This window comes from Mesorhizobium robiniae, assembly GCF_040545535.1.
Taxonomy (GTDB): Bacteria; Pseudomonadota; Alphaproteobacteria; order Rhizobiales; family Rhizobiaceae; genus Mesorhizobium; species Mesorhizobium robiniae.
In genome coordinates, this window is sequence record NZ_JBEPMC010000003.1 from 652,505 (window position 1) to 667,474 (window position 14,970).

At 63.8% G+C, this 14,970-nt stretch carries 17 protein-coding genes; 9 read left to right on the forward strand and 8 right to left on the reverse strand.

Features of this window, described 5'->3' with window-relative positions; all coding sequences use genetic code 11:
• The first annotated feature begins 14 nt into the window (after positions 1-14).
• The 6 genes from hemC to ABID19_RS11385 all read left to right on the forward strand — a co-directional run bounded on the left by hemC (position 15) and on the right by ABID19_RS11385 (position 6,087).
• The gene (gene hemC / locus ABID19_RS11360; protein ID WP_354490492.1) at positions 15-941 is read left to right on the forward strand and encodes a hydroxymethylbilane synthase; all 927 of its coding nucleotides are present in this window, start codon (positions 15-17) and stop codon (positions 939-941) included.
• Between the two features lies 1 nt (position 942).
• Positions 943-1,659 carry a uroporphyrinogen-III synthase gene (locus ABID19_RS11365; protein WP_354490494.1) on the forward strand — a complete coding sequence of 239 codons (717 nt, stop codon included), beginning with the start codon at positions 943-945 and terminating at the stop codon, positions 1,657-1,659.
• 90 nt (positions 1,660-1,749) lie between these two features.
• Entirely contained in the window at positions 1,750-3,225 is a 1,476-nt protein-coding gene (locus tag ABID19_RS11370) for a COG4223 family protein (protein ID WP_354490496.1), read from the forward strand.
• A 10-nt stretch (positions 3,226-3,235) separates the two neighbouring features.
• Positions 3,236-4,834 carry a heme biosynthesis protein HemY gene (locus ABID19_RS11375; protein WP_354490498.1) on the forward strand — a complete coding sequence of 533 codons (1,599 nt, stop codon included), beginning with the start codon at positions 3,236-3,238 and terminating at the stop codon, positions 4,832-4,834.
• A 45-nt stretch (positions 4,835-4,879) separates the two neighbouring features.
• Positions 4,880-5,359, forward strand: a complete 480-nt coding sequence (locus ABID19_RS11380; protein ID WP_354490500.1) for a tellurite resistance TerB family protein — start codon at positions 4,880-4,882, stop codon at positions 5,357-5,359.
• A gap of 11 nt (positions 5,360-5,370) precedes the next feature.
• Positions 5,371-6,087, forward strand: a complete 717-nt coding sequence (locus ABID19_RS11385) for a glutamine amidotransferase (protein ID WP_354490501.1) — start codon at positions 5,371-5,373, stop codon at positions 6,085-6,087.
• Positions 6,088-6,164: 77 nt separating this feature from the next.
• Here the strand turns inward: ABID19_RS11385 and ABID19_RS11390 are convergent, their stop codons facing one another.
• Positions 6,165-6,602: a VOC family protein gene (locus ABID19_RS11390; RefSeq protein ID WP_354490503.1), complete on the reverse strand. Its 438-nt coding sequence runs from the start codon at positions 6,600-6,602 to the stop codon at positions 6,165-6,167.
• A 152-nt stretch (positions 6,603-6,754) separates the two neighbouring features.
• Complete coding sequence (locus tag ABID19_RS11395) at positions 6,755-7,393, reverse strand: TetR/AcrR family transcriptional regulator (protein WP_354490505.1); 639 nt, start codon at positions 7,391-7,393, stop codon at positions 6,755-6,757.
• 79 nt (positions 7,394-7,472) lie between these two features.
• On the opposite strand from ABID19_RS11395, the gene ABID19_RS11400 reads away from it, so the two are divergent.
• Positions 7,473-8,087 carry an NAD(P)H-dependent oxidoreductase gene (locus ABID19_RS11400; RefSeq protein ID WP_354490507.1) on the forward strand — a complete coding sequence of 205 codons (615 nt, stop codon included), beginning with the start codon at positions 7,473-7,475 and terminating at the stop codon, positions 8,085-8,087.
• Positions 8,088-8,189: 102 nt separating this feature from the next.
• On the opposite strand, the gene ABID19_RS11405 is transcribed toward ABID19_RS11400, so the two are convergent.
• Genes ABID19_RS11405 through ABID19_RS11415 form a run of 3 tightly spaced genes read right to left on the reverse strand, consistent with a single transcriptional unit; the run spans position 8,190 to position 10,993 of the window.
• Positions 8,190-9,005 carry an oxidoreductase gene (locus tag ABID19_RS11405; protein WP_354490509.1) on the reverse strand — a complete coding sequence of 272 codons (816 nt, stop codon included), beginning with the start codon at positions 9,003-9,005 and terminating at the stop codon, positions 8,190-8,192.
• 57 nt (positions 9,006-9,062) lie between these two features.
• Positions 9,063-10,367, reverse strand: coding sequence for a beta-ketoacyl-ACP synthase II (gene fabF, locus ABID19_RS11410; protein WP_354490510.1), 1,305 nt, complete (start codon positions 10,365-10,367; stop codon positions 9,063-9,065).
• Between the two features lie 38 nt (positions 10,368-10,405).
• Complete coding sequence (locus ABID19_RS11415) at positions 10,406-10,993, reverse strand: TetR/AcrR family transcriptional regulator (RefSeq protein WP_354490512.1); 588 nt, start codon at positions 10,991-10,993, stop codon at positions 10,406-10,408.
• An 81-nt stretch (positions 10,994-11,074) separates the two neighbouring features.
• Here ABID19_RS11415 and ABID19_RS11420 point away from each other — a divergent pair, with 81 nt between their 5' ends.
• Both ABID19_RS11420 and ABID19_RS11425 read left to right on the forward strand, forming a co-directional pair.
• Positions 11,075-11,437 carry a hypothetical protein gene (locus ABID19_RS11420; RefSeq protein WP_354490514.1) on the forward strand — a complete coding sequence of 121 codons (363 nt, stop codon included), beginning with the start codon at positions 11,075-11,077 and terminating at the stop codon, positions 11,435-11,437.
• A 110-nt stretch (positions 11,438-11,547) separates the two neighbouring features.
• Positions 11,548-12,006, forward strand: a complete 459-nt coding sequence (locus ABID19_RS11425; RefSeq protein ID WP_354490516.1) for a nuclear transport factor 2 family protein — start codon at positions 11,548-11,550, stop codon at positions 12,004-12,006.
• 121 nt (positions 12,007-12,127) lie between these two features.
• On the opposite strand, the gene ABID19_RS11430 is transcribed toward ABID19_RS11425, so the two are convergent.
• The 3 genes from ABID19_RS11430 to ABID19_RS11440 all read right to left on the reverse strand — a co-directional run bounded on the left by ABID19_RS11430 (position 12,128) and on the right by ABID19_RS11440 (position 14,962).
• Complete coding sequence (locus tag ABID19_RS11430) at positions 12,128-13,366, reverse strand: MFS transporter (protein ID WP_354490675.1); 1,239 nt, start codon at positions 13,364-13,366, stop codon at positions 12,128-12,130.
• Between the two features lie 281 nt (positions 13,367-13,647).
• The gene (locus ABID19_RS11435; protein WP_354490518.1) at positions 13,648-14,109 is read right to left on the reverse strand and encodes a Ros/MucR family transcriptional regulator; all 462 of its coding nucleotides are present in this window, start codon (positions 14,107-14,109) and stop codon (positions 13,648-13,650) included.
• A gap of 148 nt (positions 14,110-14,257) precedes the next feature.
• On the reverse strand, positions 14,258-14,962 hold the full coding sequence (locus ABID19_RS11440; protein ID WP_354490520.1) for an ROK family protein: 705 nt from the start codon (positions 14,960-14,962) through the stop codon (positions 14,258-14,260).
• Between the last annotated feature and the right edge of the window lie 8 nt (positions 14,963-14,970).

Genomic DNA, 14,970 nt, shown 5'->3' on the forward strand with positions numbered 1-14,970 from the left:
ACGGACCGCGCGCCATGCAAACAACCTTGAAAATCGGAACACGCGGCAGCCCGCTGGCGTTGGCCCAAGCGCACGAAACGCAGGCGCGGCTGATGGCCGCGCACAGCTTGCCGGTCGAGGCATTCGAGGTGGTCGTCATCTCGACCAGCGGCGACCGCATCCAGGACCGGCCGCTGTCGGAAGCCGGCGGCAAGGGGCTGTTCACCAAGGAAATCGAGGAAGCGCTGCTGGCGCGCCGTATCGACATCGCCGTGCATTCGTCGAAGGACATGCCGACGGTCTTGCCCGACGGGCTGGAGCTGTCCGCCTTTCTGCCGCGCGAGGATGCGCGCGACGCTTTCATCGGCAAAGCGGCGAAGACAATCGCCGGACTGCCGCAAGGCGCGAAGGTCGGCTCGTCGTCGCTGCGGCGCCAGGCATTGATCCGGCGCATGCGGCCGGACCTCGACGTGGTGATGTTCCGCGGCAATGTGCAGACGCGGCTGCGCAAGCTCGACGAGGGCGTCGCCGACGGCACCATCCTCGCCTTTGCCGGGCTGAAGCGGCTCGGGCTCGAAGATGTCATCACCGATCTGATGCCGCTCGACACCTTTCCTCCGGCGCCGGGGCAAGGCGCGATCTGCATCGAAAGCCGCATCGGCGACCTCAATGTGGAAAAGATGCTGACGGCAATCCATGATGTGCCGACCGGACAGGCGCTGGCCTGCGAACGCGCCTTTCTGGCGGCGCTCGACGGGTCGTGCCGCACGCCGATCGCCGGCCATGCGACGATATCGGGCGGAACGGTCTCCTTCGCCGGGCTGATCATCTCTCCGGACGGCACGCAATCCCACGAGGTCAAGGCGCAAGGCCCGGCGCAGGACGCCGCTCGCATCGGCGACGAAGCCGCCAGGACCGTGCGGGCCAAGGCCGGCGAAAAATTCTTCGACGGCTGGGCCTGACATGGTTCGCGTCCTGGTGACGAGGCCGGAACCGGGCGCCTCGCGCACAATGCGGCGGCTTGAGGACGAGGATTTTCAGCCGATCCTGCTGCCATTGACCGAAACGGTGGCTCTGCCCGTCGATGTGGACGGGGTCACAACCAATGCCGCCGCGGTTGCGGTCACCAGCGCCAATGCCGTGCGCCATGCGCCGAAGGAAATCATCGCGGGGCTCGCCGCCTTGCCTTGCTATGCCGTCGGCAAAAGGACAGCGGAAGCGGCCCGCGCTGCGGGATTCCTGTCCGTCAGCGAAGGCCCGGGTGACGCGGAGGGGTTGGCCGACACGCTCGCCGGCGACCTCGCGGCAAGGACGGTCGTCTATCTGTGCGGACGCGTGCGGTTCCCGGCGTTCGAGGCGCGGCTGAAAGCCGCTGGTGTCCAGATCCGCGCCATCGAGACCTACGACACAGTCACCCTGGACCATTCGGACGCTGCTATCCTTGCGCGCTTGTCCGGCCAGCCGGTTGAAGCCGTGCTTCTTTATTCGGCCAGGGCGGCGGCAGCAATGCAGGCCCTGACCGGGCGGCCGGCGCTGCGTGGGCTTTTTGAAGAGACGTGGTTTTTCGCCCTGTCCGGACGTATCGCCGCAGCCTTGGAGACCGTCGCCTCAGAAAAGCTTCGCGTTGCGCCAGAGCCCAGCGAGGAGGCGCTGCTGCAGCTTTTGCAGATGTGGCGTTGACCCGTGCCATCACGCCGCCCCTTTTCACCGCTTGGTGATGTGCTAGACCCTTTCTGAACCATCCCGAAGCGAATTTTGCGGAGCCCAAGCATGGTCAAGACGCCGAAGATGCGGCATTCGAAAAGCCGTCGCGAACCTGTGACCATCGAGCTCGAACCCGGGGCCGTCTCGCGCGTTGCCGACGAGAATGCCGCGAACGGGCGGACCGACGAGGCAAAGGCGGAGGAGGCGGCGAACGCGTCGCAGCCGGGCGCGCCCGAAGAACCCATGCATGCCGACCAGACCGACATCGAGCCGTGGGAACATGCCGATGCGGCCCCGCCGGCCGGTCCGGAAGAGCCGGCAGAGGGCGGCGTCAAAGGTCCTGAAGGACCCAAACCGACCTATCCGGCCGGCTCCGACGCATCAGCGAAACGGGCCTTCGACTACAGCTTCGACGACGCATCTGCCAAAACCAGTGAGACGAGGGCCAGCGGGACCGCGGAAGCGCCGAAGGAGCCGAGGAATGAAGACCTGGCAGCGCAGCCGAAGCGTGGCGGCATCAACGGCATCGCTGCCGGCATTATCGGCGGCGTCATCGCGCTCGCTGCCGCCGGAGGCCTGCAGTTTGCCGGCCTGCTCGGCGCGCCAGGCGCCGGCGGCGTATCGCTCGACGGCATCAATGGCGAAATCGCTTCGCTGAAGAGCGAGATCGCCGGGCTCAAGGACACAGCCGGCAACAATGATGCGTCGGCCAAGGTAGACGGTCTGTCGTCGGCGCTGGATCAGGTCAAGACGGATGTCGCGGCGCTGAAATCGGCGGTCGAGCGGGGCGGGGCCGGTGACACTGCCGGGCTTGCTGCCCTTGGCGACAGGGTCAAGCAGATCGAGACGGCGGTTGCGGCCCTTGGCCAGGCCGGCAACAGCGCGCCGATCGATCTCGGTCCGCTCAATGAGAAGCTGACCGGGCTCGACGCGGCGGTAAAATCCGCCGGTGAGACGGCAACGGCGCAGGATGGCCGGCTTGCAGCGCTGGAACAGGCGGTGTCGCAGCTTTCCGGCAAGGTCGAGGCACAGGCGGGGCAGCCGAAGGTCGCGCTCGCCATTGCCGCTTCGGCGCTGAAGGCAGCGCTCGACCGTGGTGCGCCGTTCGCCGCCGAACTCGAAACTCTTGCGGCGATTTCGCCGAACGCGCCGGAGATCGGGACCTTGCGTCCCTACGCCGAAAAGGGCGTTCCGACCCGTGCCCAGATAGCCGCCGAAGTACCCGCCGCGGCCAATGCTATGATTACTGCCTCCGAGCCCGTCGACCAGAATGCCGGCTTCCTGCAAAACCTGCTGTCGAGCGCCGAATCACTGGTCAAGGTCAGGCCGATAGGAGCCGTCGAAGGCGCTGGAGCACCGGAAACCGTCGCGCGTATGGAGGTGGCGGTCAGCCAGGGCGACTACGCCAAGGCGCTCAGCGAATACGATACGCTGCCCGAAGCGGTGAAGGCCGCCGGCGCCGACTTTGCCGGCAAACTGAAGGCGCGGATCGAGGTCGAGACGCAGGTCGACGCGCTGATATCACGTGCGATGAAGGCGTGAGGAAAACCTGATGATCCGCATTCTGCTTTTCCTTGCCGTTGTTTTCGCGCTTGGGCTCGGTTTCGCCTGGCTGGCCGACCGGCCGGGCGAGATGGTCGTCACCTTCAGCGGCTACCAGTACCAGGTCAGCCTGATGGTGGCGGCAGTGGCGGTCGTTGCCGTCGTTGCCGCGGTGATGATCGTTTGGTGGCTGATCAAGTCGCTGTGGAACAGCCCCTATACCATCTCGCGTTATTTCCGCGTTCGCCGCCGCGACCGTGGCTATCAGGCGCTGTCGACCGGCATGATCGCCGCCGGCGCCGGTGATGGAGCGCTCGCCCGCAAGAAGACAAAGGAAGCGGCAAAGCTGATCCGTTCCGACCAGGAGCCGCTGATCCAGCTGCTGGAGGCGCAAGCCTCGCTGCTCGAAGGCGACCATGAAGGCGCCCGCGAAAAGTTCGAGATCATGCTCGACGATCCCGAAATGCGGCTGCTCGGCCTGCGCGGGCTTTATCTCGAGGCCGAGCGCCTCGGCGATCGCAACGCGGCGCGGCATTATGCCGGCCGCGCCGCGGCGGTGGCGCCGCAACTGGCCTGGGCCGCCGAATCGACGCTGGAAGACCTGACCGGACGCGGCGACTGGGACGGCGCGCTGAAACTGGTCGAGGCGCAGAAATCGACGCGCCAGATCGAGCGCGATGCCGCCAACCGGCGCCGTGCCGTGCTGCTCACCGCCAAGGCGCAGGCGCTGATCGACAGCGATCCCAATGCCGCCAAAACCGCTGCCATCGAGGCCAATCGGCTGCGGCCGGACTTCGCGCCGGCGGCAGTCGTCGCAGCAAAACTGCTCTTCAGGCAGAACGATGTGCGCAAGGGCGCGAAGATCCTCGAAGCGGCGTGGAAAGCCGAGCCGCATCCGGAAATCGCCGAGCTTTACACCCACGCCCGGCCTGCCGATGCCGTCCTCGACCGCCTGAACCGGGCGAAAAAGCTGCAGGAGATGAAGAAGAACCACGCCGAATCGTCGCTGACGGTGGCGCGCGCGGCGCTCGATGCGCAAGATTACAAGACCGCCCGCCAGGAGGCCGAGGCAGCCATTCGCATGGATCGCCGCGAAGGCGCCTATCTGCTTCTGGCCGACATCGAGGAGGCCGAGACCGGCGATCAGGGCAAGGTGCGGCAGCTTTTGTCCAAGGCAGTGCGTGCACCGCGCGATCCGGCCTGGGTCGCCGACGGCGTCGTCTCCGACCGCTGGGCGCCGGTGTCGCCGATCACCGGCAAGCTCGACGCCTTCGAATGGCGGGCGCCGATGGAGCGGCTCGGCCAGCTCATCGACAGCCATGAGGATGCGCCGGATGCCGCGGTGCCGACCATCGCGGCGCCAATCAAGCCGGCAAAGGAAAACGTGATCGAGCTCACCCCCGCTGTTTCGGCCGAGAAACCGGCCGCCGCGGCATCGGAACGCGACGAAGACCAGGTAGCGCCGGTCACCGCCGCGGCCTTTGCCGCGGTGCCGCCGGATGCCGAATCTGTCGAACCGGCGGAGGAACTGGCTCGGCTGCCCGATGATCCCGGCGTCGATCCGGACGACGAAGACCAAAAATCACCACGCAAGTTTCGGTTGTTTTGATTTGGCTGAGCTTGATAGTTTTGGCCGATGGAAAGTAAGAATCAGATGTTCGAACGCGTTCTGTCCTTTCTGAAGGACCTGCCGGCAGGTGGCAGCGCCCGCAACAACGCCGATGATCCGCGTGTTGCCGCATCCGCCCTTCTCTACCACGTGATGAATGCCGACGGCGTGCGTCAGGATGCCGAATGGGAGCGCTTCAAGGCGGTGCTGGCGGAAAGCTATTCGATCAGCGGCGATGAGCTCGACGCGCTGGCGGCCGCCGGCGAGCGGGCCGACAATGAGGCGGTAGACCTCTATGCCTTCACCAGCGTGTTGAAGCGCCAGCTGGATCCAGACGCGCGAAAAGCCTTCATCGGCCTGATGTGGGAAATCGTCTATGCCGATGGCGAATTGCACGAACTCGAGGACAATATCGTTTGGCGGGTCGCCGAGCTGATCGGTGTCGAACGCCGTGACCGCGTCGAGGCACGCCGCAAGGCGGCCGCCGAAGCGCCTGGCGCCACTGGAACGTCGAGCGACGAATAGACGGGATCCCTATGCCATCCACGCCGAGGCCGAGACCAAAAATCCTGATCGTGCTGCATCAGGAGAGTTCAAGCCCCGGGCGCATCGGCCACATGCTAATCGAAGAAGGCTTCGACCTCGATCTCCGCTGCCCGCCGCTCGGCGACGCCTTGCCGGAAACACTGGACGGTCATGCCGGGACCGTGGTGTTCGGCGGACCGATGAGCGCCAATGACGAGGACGACTTCGTTCGCCGCGAGACCGACTGGCTGAAAGTGCCGCTCAGGGAGAACCGGCCGTTGCTCGGCATCTGCCTCGGCGCGCAGATGCTGGTCAATCATCTTGGCGGCAAGGTCGAGGGTCATGGCGAGGGGCTGGTCGAGATCGGCTGGTATCCGCTGCAGGCGACAGAGGCGGGCCGGAAGCTGATGCACTGGCCTGAGATGGTCTACCAGTTTCACCGCGAAGGCTTTTCGCTGCCGAGTGGCGCGACGCTGCTGGCTACGGCCGAGACTTATCCCAATCAGGCCTTTCGTTACGGCGACAATGCCTGGGGCATTCAGTTCCATGGCGAATTGACCCGGGCGATGATGCAGCGCTGGGTCGTTCGCGGCGCGCACCGCTTCGAGTTGCCCGGCGCACAGCCCGGCCGCGATCATCTAGGTGGCCGGCTGATCTGGGACATGCATCTGAAGCGCTGGCTCGGCGAATTCCTGCAGACGATCTTCGGCAAGCCCGCGCTGTCCTAATCCAGTCCAACAACGGACCCTTTGTGAGACGCGCACGCTGACATTGGTCGCCCTTCGTCATTGTCGTCGTATTGTGCTCAACTGAGCTCCTGGGCGAGTCCGATGAGAAGCCCTTCGGGCCCGCGGATGTAGCAGAGCCGATACACATTTTTATACTGGACTACTTCGCCTACGAGCTGCGCGCCGCGATTGCGGAGCCTTTCAAGCGTCTCGTCGATGTCGTCCACGGCGAACATGACGCGCAGGTAGCCCAGGGAATTAACCGGGGCGTTGCGGTGATCCGCGACGGCAGGCGGCGTGAGGAAGCGGGACAGCTCGAGCCGACCGAGGCCGTCCGGCATGCGCATCATGGCAATCTCGACGCGCTGATCGCCCAGTCCAGTGACACGTCCGGCCCATTCTCCTTCGACCGTGCCTCGCCCTTCGAGCTCAAGGCCGAGCTCGCGAAAGAAATCAATCGTCGCTTCGAGGTCATCGGCGACGATTCCTACGTTATCCATCCGTTTGAGTGCCATGTGTCCAATCTACAAGGTGTCGCCCCAAGCCGTAAACTCATAAAACTGCTTGCCAGGTGAGCATTCAGGGGCTCTGGAAGGTAGCCTTGTGATGCGTCGCTGGTTGATCTGAGGGATTTTGCACTTCGCTACTGGATCAAAGGGTTATGTGTCTACGGCCTAGCGTATGCCGGGCGTGCGCTTCTGGCGACCATTGCGACGATTGTTTCGAAGAGTTCGTCCCGCGCTTGCGCGGCCGTGATTTCTCCGGTCGCGGCAGCATAGGACAGGGCCTCGGCTGCACCGAGCATCGCCCAAAGGCCCGCTGAAGCGACAGCACCAGTTCCGGTGAACGGGGCAAGCGCAATCCGGCACTTCTCGATGAACGCCGCCTCGTAGTCGCGCTTGATCCTTTCAAGCTCAGGCGAACCGGCAAGCGCCGCGATGACGCCGGGTATCTCGCGGCCTTGGAGAAGCACGCAGTCGACATAGGAAGACGCGATGACCGCGGCTCGGCCCGCCAAGGTCGGTTCGCTCGCCTGCAGCGCGGCGTCCATGAGCGAATTCTGACGCGCGTCGAATTCCCGGTAGAGCGCCGCCAGCAACCCGGACCGCGTGCCGAAATGGTCGTAAACCACGGGTTTTGTAACAGCCGACTGCTCGGCCAGCCGTCCGAGCGTCAAGGCTTCCGTTCCTTCTTCGCGGATCAGCCGCCATGCGACATCCAGAAGCTGGCGATGCCGGTCCTCCCGCGCCAGCCGGCGACGCGGTCGCGAATGGGAAGCCTGTTCACTTGTTTCGTCGCTTGACATGCTTATGTACCAAAAGTAACTTACTAAGAGTATATAAACTTGGCCGTTCGGCCGCAACCAACCAGCAGGAGTTTTCGACATGCACGCGCTCATCGTTATCGCGCATCCCGATCCCAGGTCGCTCAGCCATAGCGTCGCCAGGCATGTCGCCGAGGGTGTGTCCCTGTCCGATCCCGGCAATTCCTTCGAAATTGCCGACCTTGGGGCGGAAGGCTTCGATCCGAGGTTCACCGCGACTGATCTCGCCGTCCATCGCAGGGAGACGCCGCCCTCGGCCGACGTTGCCGCCGAGCAAGCGAGGATCGATCGCGCCGATGCGCTTGTGCTGGTCTATCCCGTCTATTGGTGGTCGATGCCGGGGCTTCTCAAGGGATGGATCGATCGGGTATTCGCAAATGGCTGGGCTTACGATGAAGGCCCGGACGCCAAACTGGTGAAGAGGCTTCGCCACCTCCGGGTTCATCTGGTTGCCATCGGAGGCGCCAATTTGCGAACCTATGCGCGGCACGGCTATTTCGGAGCCATGAAGACGCAGATCGATCATGGCATCTTCGATTACTGTGGCGCATCCGTCGTGACATCCGAGCTCCTGCTCGGCTCGGAGACGCAGGATCCGGCCTCTCAATTAGCCGCCGCGCGCGCCATCGGCGGCAATCTCTTCAAGGCACCCCTGCGAGGCGCGGAGGCAGCATGACCGCGTAGGGCACCGACCGCCGCGGCAGGCGGCCGCAGATGGCGGCTTCGCGCTGACAATTCCTGCCGGCTCCGTCCGAAGCAGGAGTCGTTGATGTCGACGTCAGACCGGCAGCCCGAGTTGCTTTCGCAGGCTCTTGTCGAATGCGGATGTGGGGACGAAACGGCGCAGAAAACTGACCTGGCGTGCCATTTTTCCGGCCGCATAACGCCTCTTCGGAGTGGGATCGGTCGCAGCGGCCAAAACGGTCTCGGCTACCACTTCGGGCGCATCGCCTTTTTCCATCGATTTCCGCACGGTTATAGTCATGCCAGCGCGCGCGGAGTCATAGACATCAAGCAACTGATCGGGGGCGGCGAGATTGTCCTCGAATGACGTACGGGTATAGGCGGGCTCCACCAACGAAACGCGAATGCCGAACGGGCGCAATTCGTGATCGAGCGATTCGGAATAACCCTCGATGGCATGTTTGGTCGACGAATAAAGCGCGAAATAAGGGGCGGGGATGAACCCCTGTACCGAACTCAAATTAACGATTCTGCCCTTCCCTTGGCGTCGCATTGCCGGCAACACCGCGTTGGTCACGCGGAAAACGCCGAAGACGTTCACGTCGAACAGCGCCTGGGCTTGGGCGGTCGAGGACTCCTCCGCGCCGCCAAACAGACCCATGCCGGCGTTGTTGACAAGCAGGTCGATGCGTCCGGCCTTGGCCAGAACATCATCGACCATTTTCGCAACGGACGCGTCGTCGGTCACGTCGCAAGTCAGCATGGTAACGCCGTCGGATCGTTCGGCGACCGTGTGACGGCTGGTTCCGAATACGTGAAAGCCCGCGTTCCGTAGGGTGTTGGCGGTTGCGCGCCCGATGCCGGAGGATGCCCCTGTGACGAGAGCGACGCCAGGAGTGGTCTTGTTCATGGGAAATCATTTCCTTCTTTGCATTGGGAGAAGCATGAAAGGTCGGAGCAAAGGGCGTCAGTCATGACTGCCTCTGGCGCTCGCGCCGGCCAGCTGGTCCGTCCAGCGCCGGAATAGCACGCTGGCATTGACGCCTCCGAAGCCGAAGCCGTTGGAGATCGCGTAGTCCATTCCCATCGGGCGGGCTTGGTTTGCGACGAAGTCGATCCCGTCCCCGGCTGGATCCGGAGCGCTCAAATTAAGGGTTGGTGGCGCCACTTGATCCCTCAGCGCCAAGATTGCGAAGATGGCTCCAAGCCCACCGGCGGCTCCGAGCAGGTGTCCGGTCGCCGATTTGGTTGCGCTGACAGCGATCGCCAAATCGTGTCCGAACACGCTCTTTATCGCTTCGATTTCGCCGAGGTCGCCGACCGGCGTTGAGGTCGCATGCGCGTTGAGATGAGATACCTCGCGCGGCGAAATGCCGGCTTGGGCAATCGCGATCTCCATGGCTCGGCGCGCGCCGTTGCCGTCCTCGGGACCGGAGGTGACGTGATGAGCATCCGACGTCGTGCCGTAGCCGACGAGCTCGGCGAATGGTTTCGCGCGGCGCGCAAGCGCGTGGCTCAGTTCCTCGATAATCAGGATGCCGGCCCCTTCGCCCATGACGAAGCCGTCCCGCGACATGTCGAAAGGCCGTGAAGCCTGAGCCGGCGCCCAGTTGAAGCCGGTGGAAAGAGAGCGTGCGGCAGCAAACCCACCGAGACTGACAATATTCATGCATGCTTCCGTTCCACCGCACACGGCGATGTCGGCCTCGTTTGCGCGGATGAGACGAGCGGCATCGCCGATCGCCTGGATGCCGGCCGCGCACGCCGTCACCGGCGCGCCCAATGGGCCTTTGAAGCCATGACGGATCGAGATGTGGCCCGCCGCGAGGTTCACCAGGAAGGATGGCACCGTAAAAGGCGAGAGACGGCGGGCGCCACGTAGGTCGACCGTGCGCACCGCCTCGGTTATGGCTGGGAACCCGCCGACCCCTGAAGCGATGATCGTTGCCGTGCGCAGGCGATCCGTCTCCAAGGCAGGCTTCCATTTCGCCTGCGCAAGCGCCTCTTCTGCCGCCGCCAGAGCAAAGAGAATGAACCGATCCACCTTGCGCCGATCTTTCGCAGCCAGGATGGCATCGGGATCGAAACCAGCGTCCGGATCTTCTTCCAAGGAGGGAACCACGCCGCCGATCTTCGCCGGCAGATCTCCCACGACATCGTCCGAAAGCCTACGGATGCCCGAACGACCGGCCAGGAGGCGCGACCAGGACGCTTCGACATTGGCAGCAAGGGGCGTGACCGCTCCCATGCCTGTAACAACGATGCGTCGCATCTGGTCTCCTATCGATTTGGGTGGGCCGCCAGCGTTGCTCACGCCGTTCGAGTGGCGACTGCTTCGCGGACCTGATCGGTCGCTGCATCCAGAAAAGCCTGCGCGAGATCGGCGTCGTTGACGACGCGCGAGAGCAGCACCGCGCCGACCATTGTCGAGAGAATGGCCATGGGCTTGCCGCCAGCCTCTTCGCCGTCGGCCTCGCCAACCCAACTGCCGAGCATCTCGAGATATTCCCTGATCCCGGCCTCGAATGACGCCTTCACGTCGGCACCCTGTCTGGCGGCATCCGAGCCGAGTGCCACGACGGGGCAGCCGTCCATCTTTTCTCCGCGATGGTCCATGCTGAGGTAGAACGCGACCACTGCGCCAAGCGGATCCTCAGGCTTTGCCGCAGTCGCGGCCGACCAACGGTGGGTGGCGCTCTCCATCGCCCGCCTGGACGCCTGCGCCTCCAGGTCTTCCTTCGATGCGAACTGCTTGTAGAAGGCGCCCTGGGTCAGTCCGGCACCCTTCATAAGATCCTTGAGGCCGATACCGTCAAAGCCGCGCTCCCGAAAAAGGCGGCTTGCCACATTGATCACGGTTTCGCGGTTTTCCGCGGCCTGGCTGCGACTTACGCGCATCGTCATCTCCTTTTTTAGATTGCATTCGTAATCTATACCCTATATAGAGGGTGAACGCAATCTAAAAGAAGGAGATATGAGATGATCCGCAAAACCCTGAACGCATCGCTCCTGGCAGCGATGTTTCTTGCGACCCCGGCTTTCGCCGAGGAAGCAACCCTCGGACGCCCGATCGAAGGCGGCAGCCTGCACGAGGGAAACCTCGACATGGTGGTCTACTACGTCCCGGTCGACCGCGGCCTCCTGGAGGTCACCGCCACCTTCGCACCGAAGATTGGAGGCGATCCGCTGCGCGTCGTCATGGGCCTCGCCGACGGCGACTCCGTGGCCTTTTCCTTGCCGGGCCACCAGGACTCGCTTTACGCGTTCTCAAGGTCGGGCGAGGAGGTGATGGTCTCGACCGAGACTGACATGCATCTGCGAGCCGACGCGGCAACGCGCTGACCCGAGGTGCAGACCGCAGCCGGCGTGCTGCTGATCGTGGGCTCTCGCGTCGCGCTGCTCGCCACACGGTGCCCCGATCACGCCACCCATTAAGCTTGGAGGAGAGGTCAATGCTATACAGCTATTTCGTCGAGAAATCGATCCGACAAAGCTTCGACGACGTCAACAACCACCGTTGGGACGCGGCGGTGAAAGCAATCGTGCCGCATGTCCATCACCGGGTTTCAGGCGCCCACGCGCTTGGTGGTGAGCGCCACGACAAAGAAGCTCTGCGCCGCTGGTTTGAGCGCCTCGGCCGTGTCCTGCCCACTCTCCATCTCACGGTCAACCACATCTGGGTGAAGGGCTGGCCGTGGCATACCACCGTGTTTGCCCAGTGGGACGGCAGCGCAACGCTGCTCAACGGCGACGCGACGTACGTCAACCGTGGTCTCCACGTGTTCACCCTGCGGTGGGGCAGGGTCTATGCACTCGAGGAATTTTACGATTCACAGGCAGCGGCCCGCGGTCTTGCCGCCCAAGCGGCAGCTGGTATCGAAGAAGCTGTCGCCGAACAAATTTTAAGCTAGCGGAGGCCCGCCGCGTTACGCGACCGCGGGTGCGCTGTCCGTTGGTTCTCGTCGCTTGGCTGGCGGCCCTCCCAGCACCTCGCTGAACTCGCGTGGACGACCCGGATCAGTGCATCCTGGATCAGTTTCGTCCGTTGAGGTGGCGCACCTTGCGCAGCTGCGGGAACAGCACCGCCCACAGCCCGGCAACAACGACTGCGCCGACGCCGCCAATCACCACCGCGGGCACAGTGCCGATCAATGCCGCCATGGTGCCGGCGCGGAATTCGCCGAGCTCATTGGAGGCGCCGACGAAAACCTGATTGACGGCGTTGACGCGGCCGCGCACCTGGTCCGGCGTCCACAGCTGGATCAGCGTCTCTCTGATGTAGACGCTGAACATATCGGTGGCGCCGAGCAAGGCGAGCGCTGCGATCGACAGCCAGGTGATGGTGGAGAGGCCGAACACCACGGTAAAGGTGCCGAACAGCGCGACGAAGCCGAGCATGACCAGGCCAGCGTGGTTGCGGATTGGATGTCCGGCCAGCCAGATGGCAACGCAGATAGCGCCGATGCCCGGCGCCGAGCGCAACAGTCCCAGGCCCCATGGGCCGAGTTCGAGGATGTCGCGCGCATAGACCGGCAGCAGTGCCGTGGCGCCGGACAAGAGCACGGCGAACAGGTCGAGCGAAATGGCGCCGAGCACGATTTTCTCGTTCCAGATATAGCCGAAGCCGGCGAACAGGGTCTGCATCGTCGGCTTGTCGGTCTCACTGCGCTGAGCAGGCTTCGGGATGGTGAAGATCAGCACCGCGGCGACAAGCATCAAAACGGCAGCGGTGCCGTACGCTGCTTCCGCCGAAAGCCCGTAGAGCAGGCCGCCGGCGACCGGTCCGATGATGGTTGCCGTCTGCCAGGCCGACGAATTCCAGGCGATTGCATTGCCAAAATCCTCTGGTGGCACGAGATTGGCGAACAGCGACGCTGCGGCCGGTCCGAAGAAGGCGCGCGCGATGCCGAACATGGCGAGCACGCCGAAGATCAACGCCGGTCCGCTAAGGCCGCGCAGCGTCAGCAGCAACAGCGCCAGCGCGCAGATCGCCTCCAGCAGGACCGTCAGCGCCATGATCAAACGGCGTCCGAAACGGTCTGCAACCACCCCGGTGACCAGCACCAGCAGCAGCGAAGGCAGGAACTGGACAATGCCGACAAGGCCGAGATCGAACGGATCGCGGGTCAGGTCATACACCTGCCAGCCGACGGCGACAGAGACGATCTGGGTGGCGAATGTGGAGAGGAAACGCGCTGCCCAATAGCTTAGGTAGGGCTTGTGCCGGAAGGCGGCATAGCGTTGGTCGGGTGATGGATGTTCGGCTATCACTTTGTGAATGGCCCCGGCGAGATTGTGTATCGGCCGGCGGGGCTCTTCCACGATGGGCGCTGGTCCGACCACGGCGCTTTTAGCGCAGTTCGATGCGGGGCGCGCGCAAAAATCGGCTCTGGATCAAGGATTTTTCGGGCTGCCATGCTCGTTGCATATGGCAAACACGCTCGGTGGAGAGGTTATTGGGCGCGCAGGTTCGCGTTCCTTCGCGTCCCGGCAGGACAGGCTCTGTCCCGCCAATCTTCGAGGCTTCCGTTCGTCGGACTTCGAACGAGGTGTCAGACCGTGGCCTTGGGCTTCCTGGCCTTCTTGACGGGTGCCGGCGGGGCGGCCTTGCGGCCCAGGCCGATTGCCTTCGCCAGTTGCGAGCGCGAGGCCGCATAGTTGGGGGCAACCATCGGATAGTCGGCCGGCAAGCCCCATTTGGCGCGATAGGCGTCCGGCGTCAGTCCGAAATGCACGCCGATATGACGCTTCAGGGATTTGAACTTCTTGCCGTCTTCGAGGCAGACGATGTAGTCCGGCGTCACGGATTTCTTCGGGTTGACCGCGGGGATCAGCGGCGCTGCGACCGGAACGGCGGGCTGCCCGAGGCCACCTATCGACGCGCTGACGCTCGCGATGAGATCGCCGAGGCCGGAAGCGGGCAAGCGGTTCTTCTCGACGTAGGCGGACACGATGTGAGCGGTCAGCTCGAGAAGGTCGATGTCCTTGCGGGCTTTGTTGCTGTCGTCGGTCAAACTATTTTCTCCGTCCGTGGGGGTCATAGAGTTCCTAGTCGGCAAATCTGCGTAACGCAATGACGCCGAGCCACGTCGCACATTATTTTGAACAACAATACTAACAGCGGGGTCGGATCAACAGGTCTGACCCCAAACCGCCATAATATCAGACAATCAGGGATTTGTCGCGCCACAGTCGAAAGCCACCTTCGAAGGCGCGTGTGTTGTCGCCGCGCCTGCAACCGGCAGGCAACTCGTCGAGTTTGTCGACATTGCCGCCGCCGATGACCACATAGTCAGGCTGCATGGCGGCGCGAAGCCGCTCGATGACGTCGAACACGTGTTTGCGCCATTTCTTCTTGCCGCGCTTCTCCAGGCCGCGTTCGCCGACATAGTCCTCGAAACTGCGGCCTTTCTTGTAAGGAAGATGCGCCAGCTCCATCGGCTGGGCGACGTTGTCGACGATCATCGCAGCACCCAGGCCCGTTCCCAGGCCCAGGAACAGCATGCGCCCGCCTTCGTAGCTGCCGACGGCCTGCATCAGAGCGTCATTGACCACCTTCACCGGCTTGCCGAACTGCGTTGCAAAGTCGTATCCGACCCAGCCCTTGCCGAGATTGGCGGGGTCGGTCAGCGGCCTGTTGTGATGCACCGGGCCGGGATAACCCATCGAGACGACGTCGTAGGGCAAGCCATCGGCGAGCGCCTGCACGGCCGCGATCATCTGCTGCGGCGTCAGGCCGGGTCCGGAATCGGCTCTGCGCTCCTCGCCGCCGTCGCTGGTGAGGATCTTGACATGGGAGCCGCCAATGTCGATCGCAAGCACGATCCTTTCGCTCTCCGGTGCCGGCTTCTTCGCCGCCTTGGCCATTGTGTCGC

Bases quoted from the DNA above. Each gene is read 5' to 3' on its own strand.
- ABID19_RS11415 (WP_354490512.1), bottom strand. From the start codon at position 10,993: ATGCGCGTAAGTCGCAGCCAGGCCGCGGAAAACCGCGAAACCGTGATC.
- ABID19_RS11420 (WP_354490514.1), top strand. From the start codon at position 11,075: ATGATCCGCAAAACCCTGAACGCATCGCTCCTGGCAGCGATGTTTCTT.
- ABID19_RS11375 (WP_354490498.1), top strand. From the start codon at position 3,236: ATGATCCGCATTCTGCTTTTCCTTGCCGTTGTTTTCGCGCTTGGGCTC.
- fabF (WP_354490510.1), bottom strand. From the start codon at position 10,367: ATGCGACGCATCGTTGTTACAGGCATGGGAGCGGTCACGCCCCTTGCT.
- ABID19_RS11440 (WP_354490520.1), bottom strand. From the start codon at position 14,962: ATGGCCAAGGCGGCGAAGAAGCCGGCACCGGAGAGCGAAAGGATCGTG.
- ABID19_RS11370 (WP_354490496.1), top strand. From the start codon at position 1,750: ATGGTCAAGACGCCGAAGATGCGGCATTCGAAAAGCCGTCGCGAACCT.
- ABID19_RS11405 (WP_354490509.1), bottom strand. From the start codon at position 9,005: ATGAACAAGACCACTCCTGGCGTCGCTCTCGTCACAGGGGCATCCTCC.
- ABID19_RS11390 (WP_354490503.1), bottom strand. From the start codon at position 6,602: ATGGCACTCAAACGGATGGATAACGTAGGAATCGTCGCCGATGACCTC.
- ABID19_RS11380 (WP_354490500.1), top strand. From the start codon at position 4,880: ATGTTCGAACGCGTTCTGTCCTTTCTGAAGGACCTGCCGGCAGGTGGC.
- ABID19_RS11365 (WP_354490494.1), top strand. From the start codon at position 943: ATGGTTCGCGTCCTGGTGACGAGGCCGGAACCGGGCGCCTCGCGCACA.
- ABID19_RS11395 (WP_354490505.1), bottom strand. From the start codon at position 7,393: ATGTCAAGCGACGAAACAAGTGAACAGGCTTCCCATTCGCGACCGCGT.
- hemC (WP_354490492.1), top strand. From the start codon at position 15: ATGCAAACAACCTTGAAAATCGGAACACGCGGCAGCCCGCTGGCGTTG.
- ABID19_RS11400 (WP_354490507.1), top strand. From the start codon at position 7,473: ATGCACGCGCTCATCGTTATCGCGCATCCCGATCCCAGGTCGCTCAGC.
- ABID19_RS11425 (WP_354490516.1), top strand. From the start codon at position 11,548: ATGCTATACAGCTATTTCGTCGAGAAATCGATCCGACAAAGCTTCGAC.
- ABID19_RS11385 (WP_354490501.1), top strand. From the start codon at position 5,371: ATGCCATCCACGCCGAGGCCGAGACCAAAAATCCTGATCGTGCTGCAT.